Annotated in this window: 20 protein-coding genes; 11 read left to right on the top strand and 9 right to left on the bottom strand. The window is 69.1% G+C overall.

The annotated features are described in order from the left end of the window. Window positions 1-33: 33 nt before the first annotated feature. The gene (locus ASE28_RS13420) at window positions 34-1,161 is read left to right on the top strand and encodes a glycerophosphodiester phosphodiesterase (protein ID WP_057266945.1); all 1,128 of its coding nucleotides are present in this window, start codon (window positions 34-36) and stop codon (window positions 1,159-1,161) included. Here ASE28_RS13420 and ASE28_RS13415 read toward each other — a convergent pair whose 3' ends face one another. Further along, complete coding sequence (locus ASE28_RS13415) at window positions 1,162-1,773, bottom strand: NAD(P)H-dependent oxidoreductase (protein ID WP_057266944.1); 612 nt, start codon at window positions 1,771-1,773, stop codon at window positions 1,162-1,164. A gap of 95 nt (window positions 1,774-1,868) precedes the next feature. Then, complete coding sequence (locus ASE28_RS13410; protein WP_057266943.1) at window positions 1,869-2,306, bottom strand: MerR family transcriptional regulator; 438 nt, start codon at window positions 2,304-2,306, stop codon at window positions 1,869-1,871. Window positions 2,307-2,404: 98 nt separating this feature from the next. Here ASE28_RS13410 and otnI point away from each other — a divergent pair, with 98 nt between their 5' ends. From otnI to ASE28_RS13380, 6 genes are all read left to right on the top strand, one after another. Next, window positions 2,405-3,223 (top strand): 2-oxo-tetronate isomerase, encoded by an 819-nt coding sequence (gene otnI / locus ASE28_RS13405; protein ID WP_057200810.1) that lies wholly within the window; start codon window positions 2,405-2,407, stop codon window positions 3,221-3,223. A gap of 134 nt (window positions 3,224-3,357) precedes the next feature. Beyond that, on the top strand, window positions 3,358-5,331 hold the full coding sequence (locus ASE28_RS13400) for a methyl-accepting chemotaxis protein (RefSeq protein ID WP_057266942.1): 1,974 nt from the start codon (window positions 3,358-3,360) through the stop codon (window positions 5,329-5,331). Between the two features lie 92 nt (window positions 5,332-5,423). Next, window positions 5,424-6,650: a GGDEF domain-containing protein gene (locus tag ASE28_RS13395; RefSeq protein WP_057266941.1), complete on the top strand. Its 1,227-nt coding sequence runs from the start codon at window positions 5,424-5,426 to the stop codon at window positions 6,648-6,650. Between the two features lie 69 nt (window positions 6,651-6,719). Then, window positions 6,720-8,210 (top strand): M20 family metallopeptidase, encoded by a 1,491-nt coding sequence (locus ASE28_RS13390; RefSeq protein ID WP_057266940.1) that lies wholly within the window; start codon window positions 6,720-6,722, stop codon window positions 8,208-8,210. Between the two features lie 74 nt (window positions 8,211-8,284). Beyond that, a complete protein-coding gene (locus ASE28_RS13385) occupies window positions 8,285-8,815 on the top strand; it encodes a TlpA disulfide reductase family protein (RefSeq protein ID WP_057266939.1) in 531 nt (176 codons plus the stop codon). Window positions 8,816-9,003: 188 nt separating this feature from the next. Next, window positions 9,004-9,909 (top strand): alpha/beta hydrolase, encoded by a 906-nt coding sequence (locus ASE28_RS13380; protein WP_057266938.1) that lies wholly within the window; start codon window positions 9,004-9,006, stop codon window positions 9,907-9,909. A 51-nt stretch (window positions 9,910-9,960) separates the two neighbouring features. Here ASE28_RS13380 and ASE28_RS13375 read toward each other — a convergent pair whose 3' ends face one another. Then, entirely contained in the window at window positions 9,961-10,440 is a 480-nt protein-coding gene (locus ASE28_RS13375) for a YidB family protein (protein ID WP_057200525.1), read from the bottom strand. Between the two features lie 146 nt (window positions 10,441-10,586). After that, complete coding sequence (locus ASE28_RS13370; protein WP_157412365.1) at window positions 10,587-11,948, bottom strand: M20/M25/M40 family metallo-hydrolase; 1,362 nt, start codon at window positions 11,946-11,948, stop codon at window positions 10,587-10,589. Window positions 11,949-12,089: 141 nt separating this feature from the next. Between ASE28_RS13370 and ASE28_RS13365 the strand changes: the two genes are divergently transcribed. After that, window positions 12,090-13,001, top strand: coding sequence for a LysR family transcriptional regulator (locus tag ASE28_RS13365; protein ID WP_057266937.1), 912 nt, complete (start codon window positions 12,090-12,092; stop codon window positions 12,999-13,001). Between the two features lie 3 nt (window positions 13,002-13,004). On the opposite strand, the gene ASE28_RS13360 is transcribed toward ASE28_RS13365, so the two are convergent. Continuing rightward, on the bottom strand, window positions 13,005-14,177 hold the full coding sequence (locus ASE28_RS13360; protein ID WP_057200523.1) for an MFS transporter: 1,173 nt from the start codon (window positions 14,175-14,177) through the stop codon (window positions 13,005-13,007). Between the two features lie 213 nt (window positions 14,178-14,390). On the opposite strand from ASE28_RS13360, the gene ASE28_RS13355 reads away from it, so the two are divergent. Next, window positions 14,391-15,008, top strand: coding sequence for a hemolysin III family protein (locus tag ASE28_RS13355; RefSeq protein ID WP_057200522.1), 618 nt, complete (start codon window positions 14,391-14,393; stop codon window positions 15,006-15,008). A 29-nt stretch (window positions 15,009-15,037) separates the two neighbouring features. Here the strand turns inward: ASE28_RS13355 and ASE28_RS13350 are convergent, their stop codons facing one another. The 4 genes from ASE28_RS13350 to ASE28_RS13335 all read right to left on the bottom strand — a co-directional run bounded on the left by ASE28_RS13350 (window position 15,038) and on the right by ASE28_RS13335 (window position 19,196). Further along, window positions 15,038-15,781 (bottom strand): SOS response-associated peptidase, encoded by a 744-nt coding sequence (locus ASE28_RS13350; RefSeq protein ID WP_057266936.1) that lies wholly within the window; start codon window positions 15,779-15,781, stop codon window positions 15,038-15,040. A 223-nt stretch (window positions 15,782-16,004) separates the two neighbouring features. Continuing rightward, the gene (locus ASE28_RS13345) at window positions 16,005-17,162 is read right to left on the bottom strand and encodes a diguanylate cyclase (RefSeq protein WP_235516115.1); all 1,158 of its coding nucleotides are present in this window, start codon (window positions 17,160-17,162) and stop codon (window positions 16,005-16,007) included. A 126-nt stretch (window positions 17,163-17,288) separates the two neighbouring features. Then, window positions 17,289-18,029 carry a 16S rRNA (uracil(1498)-N(3))-methyltransferase gene (locus ASE28_RS13340; protein WP_057266934.1) on the bottom strand — a complete coding sequence of 247 codons (741 nt, stop codon included), beginning with the start codon at window positions 18,027-18,029 and terminating at the stop codon, window positions 17,289-17,291. Window positions 18,030-18,053: 24 nt separating this feature from the next. Continuing rightward, entirely contained in the window at window positions 18,054-19,196 is a 1,143-nt protein-coding gene (locus ASE28_RS13335; protein WP_057266933.1) for an aminoglycoside phosphotransferase family protein, read from the bottom strand. Window positions 19,197-19,292: 96 nt separating this feature from the next. On the opposite strand from ASE28_RS13335, the gene ASE28_RS13330 reads away from it, so the two are divergent. Then, window positions 19,293-21,704 (top strand): LPS-assembly protein LptD, encoded by a 2,412-nt coding sequence (locus ASE28_RS13330; protein ID WP_369818168.1) that lies wholly within the window; start codon window positions 19,293-19,295, stop codon window positions 21,702-21,704. A gap of 11 nt (window positions 21,705-21,715) precedes the next feature. Beyond that, window positions 21,716-23,119: a peptidylprolyl isomerase gene (locus tag ASE28_RS13325; RefSeq protein ID WP_057200516.1), complete on the top strand. Its 1,404-nt coding sequence runs from the start codon at window positions 21,716-21,718 to the stop codon at window positions 23,117-23,119. Window positions 23,120-23,244 lie beyond the last annotated feature (125 nt).

Here is a 23,244-nt window from a genome sequence, read left to right as displayed (position 1 = left end):
GCGGGGCTTGCGACAACCGCCCCGGAGAACCCCATGCACCTCGCCCCCCTGAAAACCTTTCTCGCTGCCGCCATGGCCACCCTGGCCCTGGGCGCCGCCGCCCAGCAGGCCTGGCCGCCCACCCCCACGGTGATCGCGCACCGCGGCGCCTCGGCGCTGCGCCCGGAGCACACGCTGGCGGCCTACCAGAAGGCCATCGACGACGGTGCCGACATCATCGAGCCGGACCTGGTGATCACCAAGGACGGGGTGCTGGTGGCCCGGCACGAGAACGCCATCGCCATCCTCAACGCCGACGGCTCGGTGAAGGAAGCCACCACCGACGTGGTGGACCGCCCCGAGTTCGCGGCGCGCAAGGCCACGCGCAGCATCGACGGCCAGGCCATCACCGGCTGGTTCACCGAGGACTTCACGCTGGCCGAGCTCAAGACCCTGCGCGCGCGTGAACGCATCCCGGCGCAGCGCCCGGCCAACGTGGCCTACAACGGCCAGTTCGAGATCCCCACGCTGCAGGAGGTGATCGACCTGGCCAAGGCGCAGAGCGCCAAGACCGGCCGCACCATCGGCATCTACCCGGAGACCAAGCACCCGACCTACTTCCAGTCCATCGGCCAGCCGCTGGAAGCACCGCTGCTTGCCGTGCTCGAAAAGAACGGCTGGAACCACAAGGACGCGCCGGTGTTCGTGCAATCCTTCGAGGTGGCCAACCTGCAGGCCATCCGCAAGCTGAGCACGGTGCGCCTGGTGCAGTTGGTGGCGCCCTCAGGCCGGCCTTACGACTTTGTCGCCCAGGGCGCTGCCAACACGCGCAGCTATGCCGACCTGGTCACGGCCGAGGGCCTCAGGCAAGTGGCGACCTACGCCAATGCCGTCGGCCCCTACAAGACACTGGTGGTGCCAGTGAAGGACGGTGCCCCCGGCGAGCCCACGGCACTGGTGGCCAACGCCCGCGCGGCGGGCCTGGCAGTGCACATCTGGACCCTGCGGCCCGAGAACAGTTTCCTGCCCGCCAGCCTGCGCAAGGCCCCGTCCAGCGACGCCAATGCGCGAGGTGACAGCGTGGCCGAGATCACTGCCTACCTGCGCGCGGGCGTGGACGGCTTCTTTACCGACGACTCGGCCGTGGGCCGCGCCGCCGTGCAGGCGTTCACCGGGAAATAATCAGGACGCCGTGGCGGCAGCCGGCGCGCGTCCACCCTGCCGCGCACCCAGCGCACGCGCCTGCGCCACCCATGCGCCCAGGCGTTTCGCATCGGCCGTGCGCACCGGGCCGAAGCTGCGCACCTTGACCGGCCGGATGCCGCAAAACTCCAGGATGGCCTTCTTCATCTGATGGTGCCCCGGCATGCGCGTGACCCAGCGGAAGTACCAGGGCGGCGAGTCCATGGTCACCAGCAACTCGGCCGTGCGGCCCGCCAGCAGCTTGTCCCACAGCGACGAGCCCTGGCGGTACTTGAAGGCATACCCGGGCAAAAAGACCCGGTCGATGAAACCCTTCAACAGCGCCGGCATGGCGCCCCACCAGCTGGGGTAGACCCAGACCAGGTGCTCGGCCCAGGTGATGTCGGCCTGGGCAGCCAGCAGGTCGGGCTCCAGGGGCTGCTCGCCCCGGTACCCGGCCTGCAGCAGGGGGTCGAAGTGCCGGGTGGACAGGTCCAGCCGCCGCACTTCGGCGCCGGCGGCCTGCGCGCCCTCGGCGTAGGCGGTCGCCATGCCTGCGCACAGGCTGTTGAGGGCAGGGTGGCCAAGGATGACCAGAATGCGTTGCGCCACGAGAACTCCCGAAAAGTGGTTGAGTTCCCCATGTTCACCTTGCCCCACGGGGCAGAGTCAAGCAGCGGGATCAGGCTTTCCGGTAAAAAACGGCGTCAGGCGGTGGCGTGGCCCACGGGGACCAATTGGCGCAATGGGCCCACGGGCACATCCGGTGCGGCGCAGGCCTGCGGCGTGGCGGGGGCCGCCATGGCATCGCAGGCGTACAGCTCGGCCTCCAGAGCGGCCAGTTGCCCGTCGAGCACCACCAGGCGCGCCATCTCCTGCGCCAGCGCCGCGCGCCGCTTTGCCAGCAGACCGGCCATGCGCGCCCAGCCGGCACTGCTGTGCAGATCAGGCAGCCCATCGAGCTGCGCCAGGCTGAACCCCAGACCCTGCGCCTGGCGGATGAGCTGCACACGCGCCACGTCGCCCTCGCCGTAGTGGCGGTAGCTGCCGTCGCGCGCCACCGTGCCGAGCAGGCCGCGCGCCTCGTACAGGCGGATGGCCTTGGGCGTGGTGCCGGTGCGTTGGGCAAGTTCTCCGATCCGCATGGGGAGGGTTCCTGAAGGGGGTGGGCGGTGGAGGGGATGGCTCCACCGCAAAATAGTAGCCTACGCACGTCCTGGCCCTCCACCTTTTGCCCACCACCATGCCCCAGTTCGCCGCCAACCTGAGCCTGATGTACACCGAGCTGCCCTTCCTCGCGCGCTTCGCCGCTGCCTCACGCGACGGCTTTGCTGCGGTGGAATGCCAGTTCCCCTATGCCTTCGCCCCGATCGAGCTGGCGGCGCGGCTGGCCGACAACGGCCTGGCGATGGTGCTGCTCAACGCCCCGCCCAGCGGCACCGACCGCGCCAGCATGGCCACGGCCTGGGAGCAGCAGGCGCGCGGCACGGCGGCGTTGCCGGGGCGTGAGGCGGAGTTTCGCCGCGGCGTGCAGGAAGCGCTGGAATATGCAGACGCCCTGGGCTGCCCGCGCATCCACGTGCTCTCGGGCATGGTACCGGCCGGGGTCGAGCGCGAATCGCTCAAGGGCCTGTGCGTGGACAACCTGCGCTGGGCGGCGGCCGAGGCGGCGCAGAGCGGGCGCGAGATCCTGATCGAGCCCATCAACCTGCGCGACATGCCGCGCTACTTCCTGAACCGCCAGGACCATGCCCATGAGCTGCTCGACGCGGCGCAGATGGACAACCTCAAGGTGCAGATGGACCTGTACCACTGCCAGATCGTGGAGGGCGACGTGGCCAGCAAGCTGCGCCGCTACCTGCCCACGGGCCGCGTGTCGCACCTGCAGGTGGCGGGCGTGCCCGAGCGCCAGGAGCCCGATCGGGGCGAGCTGCACTACCCCTACCTCTTCGACCTGATCGACAGCCTGGGCTACGCCGGCTGGGTGGGCTGCGAGTACCGGCCGGCCGCCGGCACCTCCGAAGGCCTCGGATGGCTTGAGAGGACGCAATCAGGCCACTGACTCCCGGCTAAGCAGGTGTGGTACGCAGCTCTGCGTAAGGGAATGCGTGAATAAATGTAACAGGCACTCGGGCTTAGAGTGAACGCAGACCGGCACAGCCGGCAATGCGCATTCACTTTCAGGAGACAAACCCCGTGTCAGCCCCCCTTGCCAACAACCGTTCCGTCGCGCGCCAGGTCACGCTCATGGCCATTGCCCTGGTGGCGCTGGTCATGGTGCTCGTGGGCCTGGCCATCGCCGTGCTGACCGAGCGCAACACGCGCGCCCAATTGATCGCCAGCGTGGGCGACACCGCGCAGAGCGTGGCCCAGTCGCTGGACGCAGCCGACAACACCAACCGCGAACTGGTGCAGCTCACGATGAAGGGCTTCCAGCGCTATTTCGACGCGGCCATGCACCTGGACGAGGCCACGGGCGAGCTGCGCAGCTACGGCGCCCTGGTCAACGAGGACTATGGCTCGGTGGACAAGTTTGCCAACGAGACCGGGGGCATCGCCACGGTGTTCGCGCGCAAGGGCGAGGAGTTCATGCGCATCACCACCTCGGTCAAGAACGACAAGGGCGAGCGCCAGCAGGGCACGCCGCTGGCGCGCACCGACCCGGCCTATGCGGCCGTGAGCAAGGGCGAGCCCTACACCGGCGTCACGGTGGTGGGCGGCAAGCCCTACATGGGCCACTACCTGCCGACCAAAGACGGTGCCGGCAAGGTCACCGCCGTGCTGTTCATCGGCAACGACATCAGCGTGTTCCACACCATGCTGCAAAAGCAGGTTGCGCAGACGCGCTTCTTCGAGCATGGCGGCACCTACGTGGTGAACCCCGGCGCCGGGCTGGACAAGGCCCAGTTCGTCTACCACCCGAGCGCCGGCGGCAAGCGCGTGCTGGAGGCCTACCCCCAGGCCGGCCCGTTCCTGGAGGCGCTGGCCGCCTCGCAGGACGGCTATGTGCGCGAGGCCGTGCCGCTGCTGGGCCAAGGCGCAGAGGACCCCTTCGCCCTGGTGCGCAAGACCGCTGGCGGCTGGTGGGTGGTGGCCGAGGTGCCCTACGGGGAGGCCATGGCCGGCCAGCGCCGCGTGACCCTGGCCGTGTGGGCGCTGATGGCGGTGGCCGTGGCGTTGCTGGCCGTGGGCCTGTTCCTGATGCTGCGCCGCGGCGTGAGCCGCCCGCTGCGCGACCTGACCCAGGCCATCACCCTGGTGGCGCAGGGCGACCTGACGCAGGTGTTCCACACCACGCGGCGCGACGAGATCGGTGCGCTGGTGCAGGAGGTCGAGGGCATGCGCCAGCGCTACACGCAGATGCTGCAGCAGGTACGCACCGCCGTGGACAGCATCGGCACCGCCAGCGCCGAGATCGCCAGCGGCAACCAGGACCTGTCGGCCCGCACCGAGGCCACGGCCAGCAGCCTGGCGCAGACGGCCCAGAGCATGGACCATCTGACCACCACCGTGCGCCAGTCGGCCGATGCCGCGCGCCAGGCCAACCAGTTGGCCAACACCGCCGCCGAAGTGGCCGCGCGCGGCGGGCAGGTGGTGGGCGAGGTGGTGACCACCATGGGCGAGATCAACCAGAGTTCGCGCAAGATCGCCGACATCATCGGCGTGATCGACTCGATTGCCTTCCAGACCAACATCCTGGCGCTGAATGCCGCCGTGGAAGCGGCCCGCGCCGGCGAGCAGGGCCGGGGCTTTGCCGTGGTGGCCAGCGAGGTGCGCAGCCTGGCCGGACGCAGCGCGGACGCGGCCAAGGAGATCAAGCAACTGATCAACGCCTCGGTGGAGCGCGTCGAATCGGGCGCGCGACTGGTGCACAACGCGGGCACGACCATGGACGAGATCGTGGGCTCGGTGCAGCGCGTGGGCCACATCATCGGCGAGATCACGGCCGCCTCGGGCGCGCAGTCGGACGGCATCGGCCAGGTCAACACCGCCGTGAACCAGCTCGACCAGATGACGCAGCAGAACGCCGCCCTGGTCGAGGAATCGGCCGCCGCCGCGCACAGCCTGCGCGAACAGGCCACCCGGCTGGCCGGCGCGGTGCAGGTATTCAAGCTCTCGGGCGTGCCGGCACTGGGCCTGTCGGCGGTGGAGGTGCCCGCCCTGCAGTAGGCGTGGCCGGCACTTTTTCTGACGGGAGTGGGCGGCGCCATCGTTTATCCTGAACTCCCTGCGGCCTTTGCCGCCCGTCCCGACTAAGCGCCATGGTTCCCTTCACTGCCGACGTGCCCACCATGCTGGTGATGATCATCCTGTCATCGCTGGCGGCCGCCTTGGCGATGGCCGTCGTGACCTGGGGCAAGCGCCGCGAAGGGGTGGAGCTGTGGGCCCTGGGCCTGCTGCTCAATGCCATGGCCTATGCCCTGTTCGCATCGCGCGGCCACATCCATGCCTTGCTGTCCATCGTGCTGGGCAATGTGCTGCTCAGCTGCATGTTCACCTGCCTGGCGGCGGCCCTGCTGCAATTCCAGGGCCGGCCGCTGCCCTGGCCCACCATGGCGGTCGCGCCGGTGCTCATGGCCGCCGGCATGGCCTGGTTCATCGACGACTATGCCGCGCGCGTGGTGCTGGCCGGGCTGCTGCTGGGGACGCTGAACCTGTGGGCGCTGTGGATCCTGTTCTCGCGACGCGGGTCCACGCCCGGCCGCGGCGCCTGGCTGGTCATGGCGGTCCTGGCCCTGCAGGCGCTGGTGTTCCTGGTTCGCGTGGCCGTGATCGGCGGCAGCGACGATCCGGCCACCGGCATCATGCAGTCCAGCGGCGTGCAGACGCTGACCTTCAGCACCACCTTCATCGAGCTGATGGTGGCCACCATGGGCTTCATCTTCATGGCCCGGGACCGGGCAGACGAGAACAACCGCCGCCTGGCGGCGCTGGACCCCCTGACCGGCGTGGCCAACCGGCGCGCGGCCATCTCGGCGCTGGACCGCGACGTGGCGCGCGCGGTGCGCACGCGCGAATCCATCTCGGTGATGATGGTGGACATCGACCACTTCAAGCGCGTCAACGACCACTACGGCCACCCCGTGGGCGACCAGGTGCTGTGCCACGTGGTCAACCTGCTGCGCGAGCGCCTGCGATCACAGGACCTGGTGAGCCGCTATGGGGGCGAGGAATTCCTCGTGGTGCTGCCCGACACCGACCTGATCGGCGCCCACCAGGTGGCGCGCCAGCTGTGCGAGTCGGTGTCCGGCGCGCGCTACCGGCACGAGGGCAAGGACATCAGCGTCACGGTGAGCATTGGCGTCTTCGGCGGCCGGCTGGAGCCGGGCGACAGCTGGGACATGCTGATCTCGGCCGCCGACCGGGCCCTGTACCGGGCCAAGGAGCTCGGGCGCAACCGGGTGGAGGCGGCCTTGGCCCTGCACCCGCCCTCGTCACCCTCCTCGCTCGACTCCAATCCCGAGACGCTGCCAACGTCTGAATACTGACCCGTGGCGCGCTGGCGCGCGTTGTGTTGGAATGTCGGTTTCATCCCATCCCGCCAGAGGAACACCACCATGAACGCCCGCGTCCCCCCCCACGCCCTGCAACCCGCACTGGCGCTCGAGCGGGTGAGTCAGGCGTGGGACACCGACATCCTGCGCCAGCTCACCGACTACATCGCCATCCCCGCCAAGTCGCCCGGCTTTGCCCCCGACTGGGCCGAGCTGGGCCTGCTCGACACCGTGGTGCGCAATGCCGCCACCTGGGTCGAAGCCCAGAAGGTGGCCGGCCTGCGCCTGGAGATCGTGCGCCTGGCAGGCCGTACCCCCGTGCTGTTCTTCGAGATCGACGCCACCGCGCCCGCCTCGGCCCAGACCGTGCTGATGTATGGCCACCTGGACAAGCAGCCCGAGTTCTCGGGCTGGCGCAACGACCTGGGCCCCTGGACACCCAAGTACGAGGACGGCAAGCTCTACGGCCGCGGCGGCGCCGACGACGGCTATGCGGTGTACGCCAGCATTGCTGCCGTGCAGGAACTCAAGCGCCAGAACGTGCAGCACCCGCGCATCGTGGGCCTGATCGAGACCTGCGAGGAAAGCGGCTCGGGCGACCTGCTGCCCTACATCAATGCCTTGAAGAGCCGCATGGGCGACGTGGCGCTGGTGGTCTGCATGGACTCTGGCGCCGGCAACTACGACCAGCTGTGGCTCACCACCAGCCTGCGCGGCATGGCCAGCGGCACGCTCAAGGTCGAGGTGCTGACCGAAGGCATCCACTCAGGCGACGCCTCGGGTCTGGTGCCTTCGTCGTTCCGCATCATGCGCCAGGTGCTCGACCGGCTGGAAGACAGCGCCACCGGCCGCCTGCTGCCCGCCAGCTTCCACTGCGAGGTGCCTGCGGACCGCCTGGCCCAGGCGCGTGCCACCGCCGCCATCCTGGGCGAGGAGGTGTACAGGCGCTTCCCCTGGGCGCACTACGACTGCGGCGGCTCCACCGCCTTTGCGCTGCCCACCACCACCGACCCGCTGCAGGCCCTGCTCAACCGCACCTGGACACCCACGCTCAGCGTGACCGGGGCCGAAGGCTTTCCGGCCCTGCAGGACGCGGGCAATGTGCTGCGCCCCTACACCGCTTTCAAGCTCAGCCTGCGCCTGCCCCCGCTGGTGGACGCGGCCCAGGCCGTACAGGAGCTCAAGACACTGCTGGAGGACAACGCCCCCTACCAGGCCCGGGTCACCTTCGACCACGGCGGCGGTGCCACGGGTTGGAACGCCCCGGCCACCACGCCCTGGTTCGAGCGGGCGCTCAACGAGGCATCAGAGGCGCACTTCGGCGCGCCCTGCGGCTACATCGGCCAGGGTGGCACCATCCCGCTCATGAACATGCTCAGCGAAGGCTTCCCTCAGGCGCAGATGATGGTCTGCGGCGTGCTCGGCCCCAAGAGCAATGCCCACGGCCCCAACGAGTTCCTGCATGTGCCGTATGCCAAGCGCCTCACGGCCTCGGTGGCCCACGTGATCGCGGCCATGGCCGCCGAGCAGGCCGCGCCAGCCACCCCGGCCTGAGAGGCTGAGAGTCTTTCCTCCTGCGCCCTGCCTTGGCGGGGCGCCGGTTTACCGCTTCCCTGTTGCAGGCCCTGATGATGGACAAACGCGCGTTTCTACAGACCTTCACCGCATCGGCCCTGGCATCCACCCAGCTGGGTGCATGGGCGCAGCCCGCACCCGCTCCCGTGCCGGCAAAGGGTGCGCAGCACCAGCTGTCAGGCACCGGCAGCGATGGCAAGCCGGTCATGTTGTCCGACTTCAAGGGCAAGGTCTGCCTGGTGAGCTTTTTCACCGCCGGCTGCGCCCTGTGCGTCAACGAACTGCGCCTGATGCGCGAGTTCTACACCAACAACCGCCAGCGCGACTTCGTGCTGCTGGGGGTGAACCTGGACGACAAGAGCGCGGATTTCATGCAGTACATCGACCTGCTCAAGGTGTCCGTGCCGGCGGAGCAGCGCTTTCCCATCGCCTGGCGCAACGCCCCAGGCCACCAGGACAGCTTCGGGGCCATCACGCGCAGGCCCACGCACTATGTGCTCAACCGCCAGCACCAGCAGGTGCTGCGGCGCGAGGGCAGTTTCCAGCCCACCGATTGGGACGACCTCTGGATCTCGCTGAACTAGGGCCTGTTAACACGCCCTGAACCGTTGGGTACTCGCCATGGCCCGGACCTGCCAGGCCTGGCCCTGCATGAAATCCATTGACGGCGCTGCACGGCCCCGTCACGATGCCTGCGTGCGGCAGATTGTTGCCTGCGCGAACCTTTCCTGTCCGCCCCCGGGCCACGACGCTCACTTCTGCCGCCTGTCCGATGACCGAACCCGCTCCCTCCACCCTGACCACCTTCACCGCCAGCGACGGGGAGAATCTGGCCGTCCAGGACTGGCCGCTGCCACCGGGCCAGGCCCAGCGGGGCACCGTGCTGCTGGTGCATGGCCTGGGGGAGCATGTGGGCCGCTACGACGCGCTGGCGCGGCAACTGGGGGGCTGGGGCTTTGCCGTGCGCGGCTACGACCAGTACGGCCACGGCGAATCGAGTGGCCCGCGCGGCGGGCTCACCACCGACAGCCGGCTGCTCGACGACCTGGCCGACATGGTGGACGCTGTGCGCGCCCGCACCCCCGAGGGCTTGCCTCTGGTGCTGCTGGGCCACAGCATGGGCGGGCTGGTGGCCTCGCGCTTCGTCGCACTCGGCGTGCGGCCCGTGGATGCGCTGGTGCTGTCGTCCCCGGCGCTGGACCCGGGCCTGGGCGCGGTGCAAAAGCTGCTGCTGGCCACCTTGCCGCGCCTGGCACCCAACCTGCGCGTGGGCAATGGCCTGGATGCGCAGTACCTCTCGCACGACAATGCCGTGCCGGTCGCCTACCTGGCAGACCCGCTGTGCCATGACCGCATCAGTGCGCGCCTGGCGCGCTTCATTGCCGACGGCGGCCCGGCCACCGTGGCCGCAGCGGCCCAGTGGAAAGTGCCGACCCTGCTGATGTGGGCCGGCAGCGACAGGCTGGTGAACCCCGCTGGCAGCCGCGCCTTTGCGGCCGCCGCACCCAGCGCCCGGGTGCAGTCGCGCTGTTTCGAACCGCTGTACCACGAGCTGTTCAACGAGCGCTCCGATCTGGCTGCCCCCGTGTTCGAGACCCTGCGCCAGTGGCTGGACATGCGCTGCCCGGCACGCGCCAACAACGCGGCCACCCGGGGCCGGCTCGCTTCCGTCGCCTGATCGTGATCGGCCAGGGCCTGTAGACCAGCCCCGGTGATTCCTGCGTGCGGCTTACTTGCTCAGCAGGCCGCCGAGCATGCCGAACAGGTCGCTGCTGTGGCCCAGGCCGCCCTGGGGCGCATGGCCCTGCGGCGTGAGCTGGTCGAGCAGCCCCGGCAGCACCTGCGCCAGCTGGTTCGCCGCATCCGACTGGCCCACGCCCAGCTGCGATGCCACCTGCGACAGCGGGCCGGAGCCGAGCACGCGCGAGAGCTGGTCGCCCGAGATGGCCTGGTTGGTGCCAGAGCCGAGCCACGAGGCGATCATGTCGCCCAGCCCGGCCTGCTGGAATTTGGCCATCAGGCCGGGCAAGCCACCCACCGGGCCGTCATTGCTCACCAGCGACAGCACCGCCTGGATGAGCTGCGGATTCTGTGCGGCCAGCGCCACCAGCCCGCCCAGGCCACCACCGCCTTGCGCGGCCGAAGCACCGCCATGGCCCTGCGACGCGTTCTGAATGACAGCGCCCAGCACTGAATCGAGCAAACCCATGGTGATCTCCTGAAATAAGTCAGGGCAGGGCCGAAGCAGCCCGCCACCCGGAGATGGTACGCAGGCCAGGGCAGGCCCTGGTGTCAACAATGGTGAATTGTCCTACTGAGGGCCGCCGGTCGATAGGAGACCGCAAGCCTGCGGACTCACTTGGTGCGCGCAGGGCGCTTTTCGAGCAGGGGCTGGCTGATGCCCTGCACACCGACCAGGCCGAGCACGGTGACCAGCGAGTTCTGCGCACCCTTCCAGGCATCGGTCATGTCGATCCATTCCGACAGCGCGTGAAAGCCCCCGGTCTTGCCGCCGCCACCGATCACGATGGCCGGGATGCCCAGGGACATGGGCACGTTGGCGTCGGTGCTGGCACCGCTGAGCACCGTCTTGTGGCCGAACGCCGTGTTGGAGCGCACGGCGGCCTCGACCAGGATCGCATCCACCGGGGTGCGGCCGCCTGGGCGGTCGCCGATCAGCTTGCTGGACGCGCTCAGCGTGGTCACGCCCCAGCGCTGGTTTTCCTCCGCCACGGCCGCGTCCACGGCTGCCAGCACCTGCTTTTCGGTGGCCAGCAGCGGCTCCATCGCGTCGGAGCGGATGTCCACGGCCATGCGCGCCTCGGGGGCGATGGTGTTCACAGAAGTGCCGCCGCCCACCGTGCCCACGGTGAAGGTGGTCTTGGGCGAGGTCGGCGTGCGGATCTCGGAGATCTTGGCAATCGCCCGGCCCATGCCGTGGATGGCGCTCGGCACCTGGCCGAAGGCGGCATAGCTGTGGCCGCCCGGGCCCTTGAAGGTGACCTCGTGGCGGTGGCTGCCCGTGCCGAGCACCAGAACGGTGCCGTCCGGGGCGGGCTCCAGGGCCACCATGCCGTCGATGTCCAGGTGCTCGGCGAACAGGTGCTTCATGCCGCGCAGGTTACCGAGTTCCTCCTCGCCCACGTTGCCCACGAACACCAGGTCGCCCACGGTGGCGATGCGGTTGTCGTTGAGCACCTTGAGCCAGGACAGCAACACGGCCAAGCCGCGCGTGTTGTCGGAGATGCCGGGCGCATACAGGCGGCCGTCGCGCTCCTTGACCTTCACGTCGGTGCCAGCCGGGAACACCGTGTCCATATGGGCCGAGATCACCAGCTTGGGGCCCTGGCCCGTGCCCTTGCGCACGCCGACCACGTTGCCTTCGGCGTCGATGGCCGCATCGGTGAGCCCCAGCGCCTTCAGCCGGGTGAGGAAGGCTTCGGCGCGCTTTTGCTCCTTGAAGGGCGGCGCCTCGATCTCGGTGAGCAGCTTCAGGTCGCCGATCGAGCGCTCGTGGTCGGCCTTGACGGCCTCGAGCAGCTTCTGGATCTGCGGGGCGGCCATGAGCTGGGTGTAGGCCTGGTCCACGGCGGGGCGCAACTGGGTAGGCGTGGGGGCGACGGCCTGGGCATGGGCCGCACCGCCCAGCAGGGTGGCGACGGACAGGGCAACGGCGCTGGCCGCGAAGGCGAAACGGGGGGTACGGGTCTGGATCATGGTGGAAAGGAAAATTGACGAAACTACAAGAATGCGGACCGCCTGGCAGGCGACAAGCGGCACACTGCAACGGAGCAATTGTTGGGCCGCAGCGCCGCTTTCGGCTCTGCTTTAATCTACCCACTCGTCAGTTTTTCTTACATGCACCGCCATATCCCCAGCACCCGCGCCCTGCTCATCTTCGACGCCGTGGCGCGCCACCATGGCGTGGGCAAGGCCGCCCAGGAGCTGTTTTTGACCCACAGCGCGGTGAGCCAGCAGCTGCGCCAGCTCGAAGGGCAACAGGGCTTGCAACTGGTGCGGCGCAGCGCGCGTGGCACCGATCTGACCGAGGTGGGCCGGCGCTACCACGCGCAAATCGTGGGTGACCTGCTGCGCCTGCAGAACCACACGCGCGAGGCCATGGCCCAGCGCGCCGACGGCACCAGCCTGCAGGTGGGCTGCGTGCCGGTGTTCGCCGAGCGCTGGCTGCTGCCGCGCCTGCCCACCTTCCTGGCCGAGGAGCCGGCCTGCAGCGTGCACCTGCAGGTCTACCCCACGCAAACCTACATGGCCGAGATCCCGTTCGACGTGGCCGTGCAATACGACGATGCGGCCTGGCCCAGCGCCCTGCAGCAGCCCCTGCTGCGCGAGGCCTGCGTGGCCGTATGCGCACCAGGGTCACGCCACCGGCGTGCCATGGAGCGCGGCGATTTCAGCGCCGTGCCGTTGCTGCAGCTCAGCTCGCGCCTGGGCGCCTGGGACGACTGGTTCGCCCACGCGGGCGTTGCCCACACGCCGGCGCACAGCCTGGGCGGGCACCGGTTCGATCTGTTCTCCATGCTCGTCGAGGCGGTGCGCGCGGACCTGGGGGTGGGCCTGGTACCGCGTTACTTCGTGGAGCGCGAGCTGCAATCGGGCGACCTGGCCCTGGCCCACCCTTTCGTGGACAGCGGCCTGCGCGGCTACAGCCTGTTCGTCGCGCGCGAACGGGCGCAAGAGCGCGCCGTCCAGGCCTTTGTCCACTGGCTCACGCAGGCCGTGGCTTCGCAAGTGCCTGTCACGGCACCCTGATGCTCAGGCTCTGCGGCGCTGCACTGCCAGCCACGCCAGGCCTGCACCCGTGACCACGATGGGTACCAGCGACCCCGCGTTGAGCAGCGTCCAGCCCTGGGTGGTGACCAGCACGCCCGACGAGAAGGCACTCACCGCCAGCGTCGCGAACACGCAGAAGTTGATGGCGGCCTGGGCGCGGTCCTTCTCCTCGGGCCGGTAGGCCGTCATGGCCAGCGTGGTGGCGCCCGTGAACAGGAAGTTCCAGCCCACGCCCAGCATGAACAGGGCAATGCCGAAGTGGTGCAGCTCCACCCCCGACAGCGCCACGGCCACGCAGGCGAAGTTCAGCAGCACCCCCGTGCCCATGACGGGCAGCACACCCAGGCGCTTGATCAGGTGGCCGGTGAAGAAGCCCGGCGCGAACATACCGATCACATGCCACTCCAGCACCAGTGCCGCCTGATCGAAGGCGAAGCCGCACACCTGCATGGCCAGCGGCGTGGCCGCCATCAGCAGGTTCATCACGCCATAGCCCAGCGCGGCGCCCAGGATGGCCACCACGAAGGCGGGCTGGCGCATCAGCTCGGCCAGAGGCCGGCCCTGTTGCGGCTGGCCTGCGGCGTCGAGCACAACGGGCGGCGGCGCGAAGCGGATGGCCGACATGCAGGCCATGGCCAGCAGTGCCACGCCCATGAGCGCGACGTAGGCGCCGGCAAACGGCACCGGGAACAGCATTCGCGTGGCACTGGCCAGGTTGGGGCCGGCCACGGCGCCCAGCAGGCCACCCGCCAGCACCAGGGAGACGGCCTTCTCGCGGTAGGCCGGCACGGCCAGCTCCGCAGCCGCAAAGCGGTAGAGCTGGCCATTGGCGCTGTAATAGCCAGCCACCACGGTGGCCGCGCACAGCAGCCAGAAGTGTGCGCTGAACGCAGCCCAGGCGCACAGCGCCGCCGACAACACGGCCACGGCCAGCCCGATCTGGAACGACACCTTGCGCCCCCAGCGCGCCTGCGTGGCCGCCACCAGTGCCGTGGACAGCGCGCCGCCCACCACATAGCCCATCACCGGCAGCGTGGCCATCCAGCCATAGGGCGCCAGCTGCAGGCCCACAAGCCCGTTGATGGCGATGAAGACGACGTTGTTGGTCAGGAAAAGGCCCTGGCACAGGGCCAGCAGCCAGAGGTTCTTGTTCATTGAAGACGGGGGCGCCGGGCGCGAGGGCAGGGGAAGGAGGCGCCCATTGTGCACATCGAAATCCCTGGCAGGCGCGCCAGCGGCTGTGCATGTGCACCAACAGGAGTGCCCGGACGTTGCACAGGGATTGGAGCCCCTGCGTGGCACGGATTGTGTATGGTGGGCCATGCACGGCTGGCCTGTGGCGCTGCATGCATTGCAAAGGATGACCGGATGTACCACGGAGAACGTTTCAACAGCATCAGCCACCTGGTGGGCGCCGCCCTGGCCGTGGCCGGCACGGCAGTGCTCGTGGCGCTGGCCGCCCGGCTGGGCGACCCGTGGAAGATCGTGGGTTTCAGCATCTACGGGGCCATGCTGGTGGCGTTGTACACGGCATCCACCGCGTACCACAGCGTGCGCGGGCGCGCCAAGGAGATCCTGCAGAAGGTGGACCACTGCAGCATCTACCTGCTGATCGCGGGCAGCTACACGCCGTTTGCGCTGGTCTCGTTGCGCGGCGCCTGGGGCTGGTCGCTGCTGGGGGTCGTCTGGGGCCTGGCCCTGCTGGGCATCGCGCAGGAGATCTGGCTGGCCAAGGGCGCACGCGTGCTCTCGCTGGTGATCTATGTGCTGATGGGCTGGCTGGCCCTGGTGGCCGTGGTGCCGCTGTGGCAGGCGCTCACCCCCGCCGGCTTCGGCTGGCTGCTGGCGGGCGGCGCCTGCTACACCCTGGGCATCGTCTTCTACGCCACCGACCACAAGGTTCGCCACGGCCACGGGCTGTGGCATTTGTTCGTGCTGGGCGGCAGCATCTGCCACTTCGTCACGGTGCTGCTCTACGTGGCCTAGCGCACACGGCCGCTGGTTATTCCAGTTGGCTATTCCAGCCAGCCCTTCGGAACCTTGTCGGCCTTTTTTTCCAGCGGATTGGCGGTGAGCCACTGGGCCGGGTACTGGCGCATGAATTCCTTGGCCTTTTCCTGCCGTGCGCTGAGCCAGGCGTCGTAGGCGCCTTCGTTGAGGATGGCGGGCATGCTCTTTTCGCTGCCAGGCTGCTGGTAGCGGTGCATGAGGGCGTGGTTGTTGGCATTCACCGTGAGCAGCGCGTAGCTGAGCAGCACTTCGCCATCCGGCCCTTGCCAGCGCGCCCACAGGCCCGCCACGCCCATGGGCTTGCCATCCACCCGCGTGATGCGGGTGGGAACGGCCTTGCCCGGGCGAAAGTCGTCTTCGTAGAAGGCCAGCATCGGCACGATGCAGCGCTGGCCGTTGAGCCAGGCATCGCGGAACGCCGTGCCGGTGGAGGCGGTATCGGACTTGGCATGCGCCAGCTTGGGTGCACGCAGCTTGCCATCGGACGCCGATTTGACCCAGTGCGGCACCAAGCCCCACTGCGCGGGCACCAGTTCGCGGCGCCGCGCGGCGCGGCTGGGCGGGGCTTCGGCCAGTCCTTCGCTTGCGACCACCGGCGCAACCTCGTCGACCGCCTCTGCAGCAGCGCGGATGAAAAACCCGTTCTTGCGCGGCCACAGATGCCGCTCGCCCAGCACGGCGGGTGACTCCACTCCGAAGGATTCGGGGTAGGCGCTGGCGTTCTGCAAGGTTTCGTAGTAAGTGCTCATGCGGCGATGGTACCCGCGCAGTGCACCCCAAGCGGCCCCGAAGCTATCCAGCGGCGGGGCTCAGAGGCTGGGAATTTTTTGGCCGTGACCGGGGGGCGCGCCAAAACGCCTCGGATCTAGGCGCAAAGCACAGCCATAGCTCGTGCTATGGCGAGCAGTTGCTTTCGACGAGCCGGGGTGTTTTGGCGTGCAAGGCGGGCATGGACGAAAGATTCTCAGCCTCTCAGGACCGTGCGTGCCCTGCCGAAGCTGCCGTATGCCGATGACCCGGAGCCACCGCTACCCGGTCGCGCCCCAGGGCCTTGGCGGTATAGAGCGCCTGGTCGGCCCGCTCCAGCGTGTGCTCGATGGTCTCGTCGGGCAGGTGCTGGGCCAGCCCGGCCGACACGGTGAAGTGCACCGCCTCGGGCACATGCAGCACCTGCAGCCCCGCCACCGCAGCGCGCACGCGCTCCAGCAGCTCGTGCCCATCATCGAGCCGGGTGTCGCAGAGCATGAGCACGAACTCTTCGCCGCCCCAGCGGGCGAGCACGTCGGTATCGCGCACGCTGGCGCGCACGGCGGCGGTGAAGGCCTGCAGGGCCCGGTCACCCGTGGAGTGGCCGTGCAGGTCGTTGATGGGCTTGAAATGGTCGATGTCCAGCAGCGCCAGCAGCAGGGGGCGGCCGCTGCGCAGGCTGCGCCGCTGCTCCAGCAGCATCAGGTCCACCATGGCGCGGCGGTTGAGCAGGCCCGTGAGTTCGTCGCGCATGGCCAGTTCGCGGTTTTCGGCCAGCGCCTGGGCCAGGGCCTCGCGCTGCTGGCGCAGGCGCTGGCGGATGTTCTGGATGCGCAGGTTCAGCGCGATCGAGCCCCCCAGCACGAGCAGCACCATGAGCGCATAGGCCGTGTCCACCACGCCGTAGGTTCCGGCATTGAACCGGGCTGCCGCAGCAACCGCCACGACAAAGGTCAGCAGGGCATAGGCACCGATGCCCACGACCTGCGCCAGCGTCAGGCCGAAGGTGCCGAAGAACAGGATCATGGCCAGCACGGCAGGCACCACACCGCGCGCATTGCCCGCGAGCACGTAGGCCACAGCACCGCTGGTGATGGTCCAGGCCATCTGGGCCATGGTGAGCGAGGGATCGGGCAGGCGCGCGGACCAGCCGCTGAAGACCATGGCCGTCATCACCATGAGGCCGCCCACCGAAATGGCGGCCCACCACTGGACCGCCTCTTCGTGGGCGGTCATGCCCGCATGCGCGAGCATTAGCATCACGCCCGAGCTGCCGATCATGAGCAGCAGCGCGAGCAAGGCCATGCTGCCTATCGTGCGCTGCCGACGGTCAGTGGGAAGGAAGGAGCCCACCAGCCGCCGCCAGTGGGTGGGTTTGTGCAAGGTGGCCTGCCTCTCATGCCAAGGGCACGTCGCCCGGGTTGGGCGCGCTGGGCCAGCGGCGCTGGCCGGGATTTTACCGGTGGGGCTTCCCGGGCGGGGAGTTTTTGTGTCGCATCCGCGCCTGGGTCAGGCGACCGTGAGCGCGGCCAGGGCCGCCAGGGGCGCCGTCTCGGCCCGCAGCACACGCGCGCCGAGGGTGACGGAGGCAAAGCCGTGCTGCAGCGCCAGGTTCTCCTCGGCTGGGCTCAACCCGCCTTCGGGGCCCGACAGAAACACCACGGGACCCGTGCCTGCCGCCCCGGTGTGCAAGGGGACAGTGCCCGCCCGCAGCGACAGCAGCAGGCGCTGCGCCGCGCCCGCAGCGCCTGGCTGGGCCTGTGCGCGCACCCAGCCCGCCAGATCCACCGCACCGTGCACCACGGGCACGCGGTTGCGGCCGCACTGCTCGCAGGCGGCCACGGCCACGGCCTGCCAGTGGGCGATTTTCTTGTCGGCGCGCTCGCCCTTGAGCTTGAGCACGCTGCGCTCGGCCACCAGGGGGGTGATGCTGGCCACGCCGAGTTCGGCGGCCTTCTCCACGAGCCAGTCCATGCGCTCGTTGGCGGTGATGCCGGCCAGCAGGTGCACGGCGCGCGGCGCCTCGCGCTCGATGGCATGGTGGGCGCCGACCTGCACGCGCACGTCGCTGCGGCCCATGCGCAGCACGGTGGCGTCGAATTCGCCGCCGGGGCCGTCCTGGCTACCGTGGAAGAGGGTGATGGCGTCGCCGGGCTGCAGGCGCAGCACCTGCACGTGGCGGGCGGCGCCCGGGGGCAGGTCGATCTCGGCGCCAGGCGCGAGATCCACAGGGCAATGGAAGCGGGGCATAGATGCTATCTTTTCAGTAGCATTTCAAACGCGTCCGAAGGCATAGCCCATCGGGGCTGCGGTGCCCTCGATCTCATCGAGCATCTTGAGCAGCGGGCCCAGTTGCCGGTAGCGGTGGGTGGTGGCACGGATATAGGCCATGAAGCGCGGCGCGTCGGCCAGGTATTTGGGCTTGCCGTCGCGCAGGGTGAGGCGGGCGAAGATGCCGGCCACCTTGAAGTGCCGCTGCAGGCCCATCCATTCCACGCTGCGGTAGAACTCGCCGAAGTCCTCGCCAAAGCCGCTGGCGCTGTTCGCGCCCAGCAGGCCGGCCTTGCGCGCCTTCTCCCAGTAACGCACGGTAATGTCGATGACAAATTCCTCTTCCCAGCTGATGAAGGCGTCGCGCATCAGGCTGGCGATGTCATAGGTGATGGGGCCGTAGACCGCGTCCTGGAAGTCGAGCACCCCGAGCGGCGCGCCCTCCTGCACCGGCACCATCAGGTTGCGGGTCATGAAGTCGCGGTGCACGTAGACCTGCGGCGCCGCGAGGTTGTGCGCCACGATGGCGTCAAACGCGCTGGACAGCGTGGCCTGCTGCCCGGCATCCAGCGTGACGCCGCGGTGCTTTGCCAGGTACCAGTCGGGGAACAGCGCCAGCTCGCGGCGCAGCAGGGCTTCGTCGTATGCAGGCAGCACACCGGGCTGGGAGGCCAGTTGCCACTGCAGCAGCACATCGGTGGCCTGCTGGTACCAGGCATAGGCGCCGCGAGGCTTCTCGGGGTCGAGCAACTCGATCAGCGTCTGGTGCCCCAGGTCGGACAGCAGCATGAAGCCGCCCGCCTCGTCCCAGGCCAGGATCTGCGGCACGTTCAGGCCGGCGTCGGCCAGCAGGCGCTGCACCTGCACGAAGGGGCGGCAGTTCTCCTTGTCGGGCGGGGCATCCATCACGATGCAACTCGTGCCCAGCGCGGTGTCGATGCGCAGGTAGCGGCGAAAGCTCGCATCGGCGGATGCCGGGCGCAGCGTTTCGGGCCTGAGCTGATGGCCTCCCACCAAGGGCCCCAGCCAGGCGTCGAAGGCGCGGTGGCGTTCGGCGTCAGGCCAGGTGACGGTGGAAGAAGGGGGCGTTGCCGCCGCCGCACCCGCGAGTGAGGGGGAGGAAGATGGGGGGAAAGGGTGGCTCATGGATAATCCGATTTTACAAACCCGTTCCCTGGCGCGGGTTCCCTTCTTCTGATTCAGCCCATACCGTCCCACGTGCCACGCCGCAAGCCCCCCACCGTGCAGACCCCTTCCTCCCGGACCCGGCCCGCCACGGCACCCGGGGAGCGGCTGCGCCGCCCCGTGCCGCGCGCCCTGGCCTATGGTGTGGCGCTGGCCTGGTGCGGCCTGCCGCTGGCAGTCCAGGCACAGAACGCCACGCCCAGTGCCTGGGATGCCCCGCCCGCCCTGCGCAGTTCGCCCCTGCTGCAGGAAAACATCCCCGAGCCCGTGCGGCCGCAGCTGCCGATCTTCGTCACCGGCGACCACATCAGCGGACAGACGGACCTGAACGCCACCATCGAAGGCAACGCCGAGCTGCGCCGGGGTGACACGGTCATCCGCGCCGACCGCCTGGACTACGACGTGCCCGAGGACCTGGCCAAGGCGCGCGGCTCGGTGCGCATCAACCGCGCCGGCAACGTCTACGAAGGCACGGCGCTCGACCTCCGGGTGGAGGCCTTCGAAGGCTTCTTCAACGACGCACGCTACCGCTTCCTGGCCACGCAGGCCCATGGGGACGCGTCGCGCGTGGATTTCATCGACCGCCAGCGCTCCATCGTCCACGACGCTACCTACACCACCTGCCAAAAGGGCGACGAGGCATCCTGGCAGCCCGACTGGGTGCTGCGCGCCAAGACCATCCGCATCGACCGCGAAGAGGAAGTGGGCACGGCCGAGAATGCGGTGCTGGAGTTCAAGGGCATCCCGCTGCTGCCGATTCCGCGCATCACCTTTCCCCTGTCGGACAAGCGCAAGTCAGGCCTGCTGCCCCCGTCCTTCGGGCTGGACAGCCGCGACGGCGTGGCCTACTCGCAGCCCTACTACTGGAACATCGCGCCCAACCGGGATGCCACACTGCGCGCGGCCCTGCTGTCCAAGCGCGGCGCCAACCTGGGTGGCGAGTTCCGCTACCTGGAGCCGACCTACAAGGGCGAGATCAGCGGTGACTACATGCCGTCGGACCGCCTGCGCGACCGCGACCGCTGGGGTTTCACGGGCAAGCACGACGCGCTGATCGCCTCCCCCGTGGGCGGCCTGAACCTGAGCCTGAACCTGAACCGGGTGAGCGACGACAACTACTGGCGCGACTTCGGCCGCGTCTCCGAGCCGCTGCGCCAACGGCTGCTGCCCGGCGATGCCACGCTGAGCTGGGGCGCCGGCGACATGTCGGTGCGCGCGCGCGCCTTGAAGTGGCAAACGCTGCAGGACGTGTCGGCGCCCATCGTGCCGCCGTACGACCGCATGCCGCAACTGGTATGGCGCTACGAGCCGAGCATGCTGCCCGGCGGCTTCGACGCCAGTGTGGAGCTTGATACCACGCGCTTCCAGGCCGACCGCTTTTTGACCAAGCAGCCCGATGCCAACCGCTCGTTCGCGGTGGCGCAGATCAGCCGGCCGTTCCTTGCGCCCGCCGGCTTCATCACGCCGCGCCTGCAGCTGCACACCACGCAGTACCAGTTCGACGGCCCGCTCAGCGACGGCTCGCGCTCGGCCAGCCGCACGCTGCCGACCTTCAGCCTGGACAGCGGCCTGGTGTTCGAGCGCGATGCGAGCTTCTTTGGCCGCTCGTTCCTGCAGACACTGGAGCCCCGGGCGTTCTATACCTACACGCCCTACCGCGACCAGAGCAAGCTGCCGCTGTACGACACGGCGCTCAACGACTTCAACTTTGCCACCATCTACACCGAGAACTCTTTCGGCGGCAATGACCGGTTGGCGGACAACAACCTCCTGACCATGGGCGTGACCACGCGCCTGATCGACCCTGACTCGGGTGCCGAAGCAGCGCGCTTCGGCGTGGCGCAGCGCGTGCGCTTCACCGACCAGCAGGTGACCCTGCCGGGCGCTGCGCCGGTGAACGACCGCCTTTCGGACATCCTGGTGGGCGCCGGCATCAACTGGACGAAGAACTGGGCCTACGATTCCACGGTGCAGTACAACCCCAAGACGCGGCGCTCCATCCGCTCCACCGTCGGCGCGCGCTACAGCCCGGGTAACTACCGTACCGTCAGCGCCGCCTACCGCTTCCAGCGCGGCACCAGCGAGCAGATCGACATCGGCTGGCAGTGGCCGCTCAACGACCTGTGGGGCGACAAGGGCAAGGACCTCGGTCCCGGCCGCGGCCAGGGCCCAGGCCGCTGGTACACCATCGGCCGCCTGAACTTCAGCATGCAGGACCGCAAGCTGGTGGACAGCGTGGTCGGCCTCGAATACGACGGCTGCTGCTGGATCGGCCGCGTGGTGCTGGAACGCCTTCAGAACAGCGTCTCTACCTCCAACACGCGCCTGTTGTTCCAGATCGAGTTCGTCGGGTTCTCCCGCCTCAGCCTGGGCTCCAGCCCCCTCGATACCTTCAAGCAGAATGTGCCGCGCTACCAGAACCTGCGCGACCAAGTTGGCTCGCCCAGCCGCTTCAGCAACTACGACTGACTGACACCGCCATGAACCACCGTGTATCCGCACTGGCACTTGCCTGCCTGACCAGCCTCGCCTGTGGGGGCGCATTCGCGCAGGGCCTGCGCATGCCGGGCAGCGCCGGGGCCGGCATCGGCCGTCCGGCCGCCGCCCCGGCCCTGAGCCTGCCGGCACCTGCAGCGGCGCAGGGACCGCAATCGGCCGACTTCATCGTGGCGGTGGTCAACTCCGAGCCCGTCACCAACAACGAAGTGCGCGCGCGCCTGGCGCGGGCCGAACAGCAGCTGGCCCAGCAGCAGGGCGGCAACCGCCCGCCGCGCGAGCTGCTGGCGCGCGAGGTGCTCGAACGCCTGATCATCGAGAAGGCCCAGATGCAGTTGGCCAAGGAAAGCGGCGTGAAAGTCGAGGATTTCGCCCTCAACCAGGCCGAGCAGAACATTGCCCAGCAGAACGGGATGACGCTGGACGACATGCACCGGCGCTTGGCCCGCGATGGCACGAGCAAGGAGCGCTTTCGCGAAGAGCTGCGCAGCCAGTTGCTGATACAGCGCCTGCGCGAGCGCGATGTGGACGCCAAGGTCAAGGTCAGCGACCAGGACATCGACCAGTTCCTGCGCGAGCAGCAATCGGGCGCCGATGCCTCGGCCATGGAAATCAACCTGGGCCACGTGCTTATCCTGGTGCCCGAGAACGCCACGCCCACCCAGGTGGCCCAGTTGCAGGCCCGCGCACAGAGCGCGGCCGACAAGGCGCGTGCAGCAGGCAGCGACTTTGCCGCCGTGGCGGCCGAGTTCTCCGACGCGCCCGAAGGCAAGCGCGCCGGCGGCCTGCTGGGCCTGCGTCCGGCCGACCGCTACCCCGATCTGTTCGTCAACTCCGTGCAGGGCCTGCCCGTGGGCGGCATCGTGGGCCCCGTGCGCTCGCCGGCGGGCTTTCACATCCTCAAGGTGGTGGAGCGCAATGTCGCCGGCCTGCCATCGACCGTGGTGCAGAACCATGCGCGCCACATCCTGCTGCGCCCGAGCGCGCAGCTGACTGAGGCGGCCGCCGCCGCCCGGCTGTCCGACTACCGCCGCCGCATTCTGGCCGGCCAGGCCGATTTTGCGACCCTGGCGCGCGACAACTCGGTGGATGGCAGCGCCAAGCAGGGCGGCGACCTGGGCTGGGCCAGCCCCGGCCGCTATGTGCCCGAATTCGAGCAGGCGCTCAGCACGCTCAAGCCGGGCGATATAAGCGAACCCCTGGTCTCGCGCTTTGGTGTGCACCTGATCCAGCTCATGGAACGCCGCGAAGCCAAGCTCACGCAGCGAGAACAGCGCGACATGGTGCGCGACGCCGTGCGCGAGAAGAAGCTGGAAGAGGCCTACGCCACCTGGGCGCAGGAACTGCGCGGCCGCGCCTATGTCGAGTACCGCGAACCACCGCAGTAGGGCCCCCACGCTCCCCGAGGGGGCTGGCCTTGCTTGGGGCGGCCCGGCGCTGCGGCCGTCCCGCCCTCGGACCACGCACTGTGGGTGATCGATCAGGTGAGCTCCGCCGGCAGGGTCTCGGGATC

The sequence above is a fragment of the Acidovorax sp. Root219 genome (genome assembly GCF_001428665.1).
Lineage (GTDB): Bacteria > Pseudomonadota > Gammaproteobacteria > Burkholderiales > Burkholderiaceae_C > Acidovorax.
Note: the sequence above shows the minus strand (reverse complement) of the source record. Positions and strands in the feature narration are given on the sequence as shown.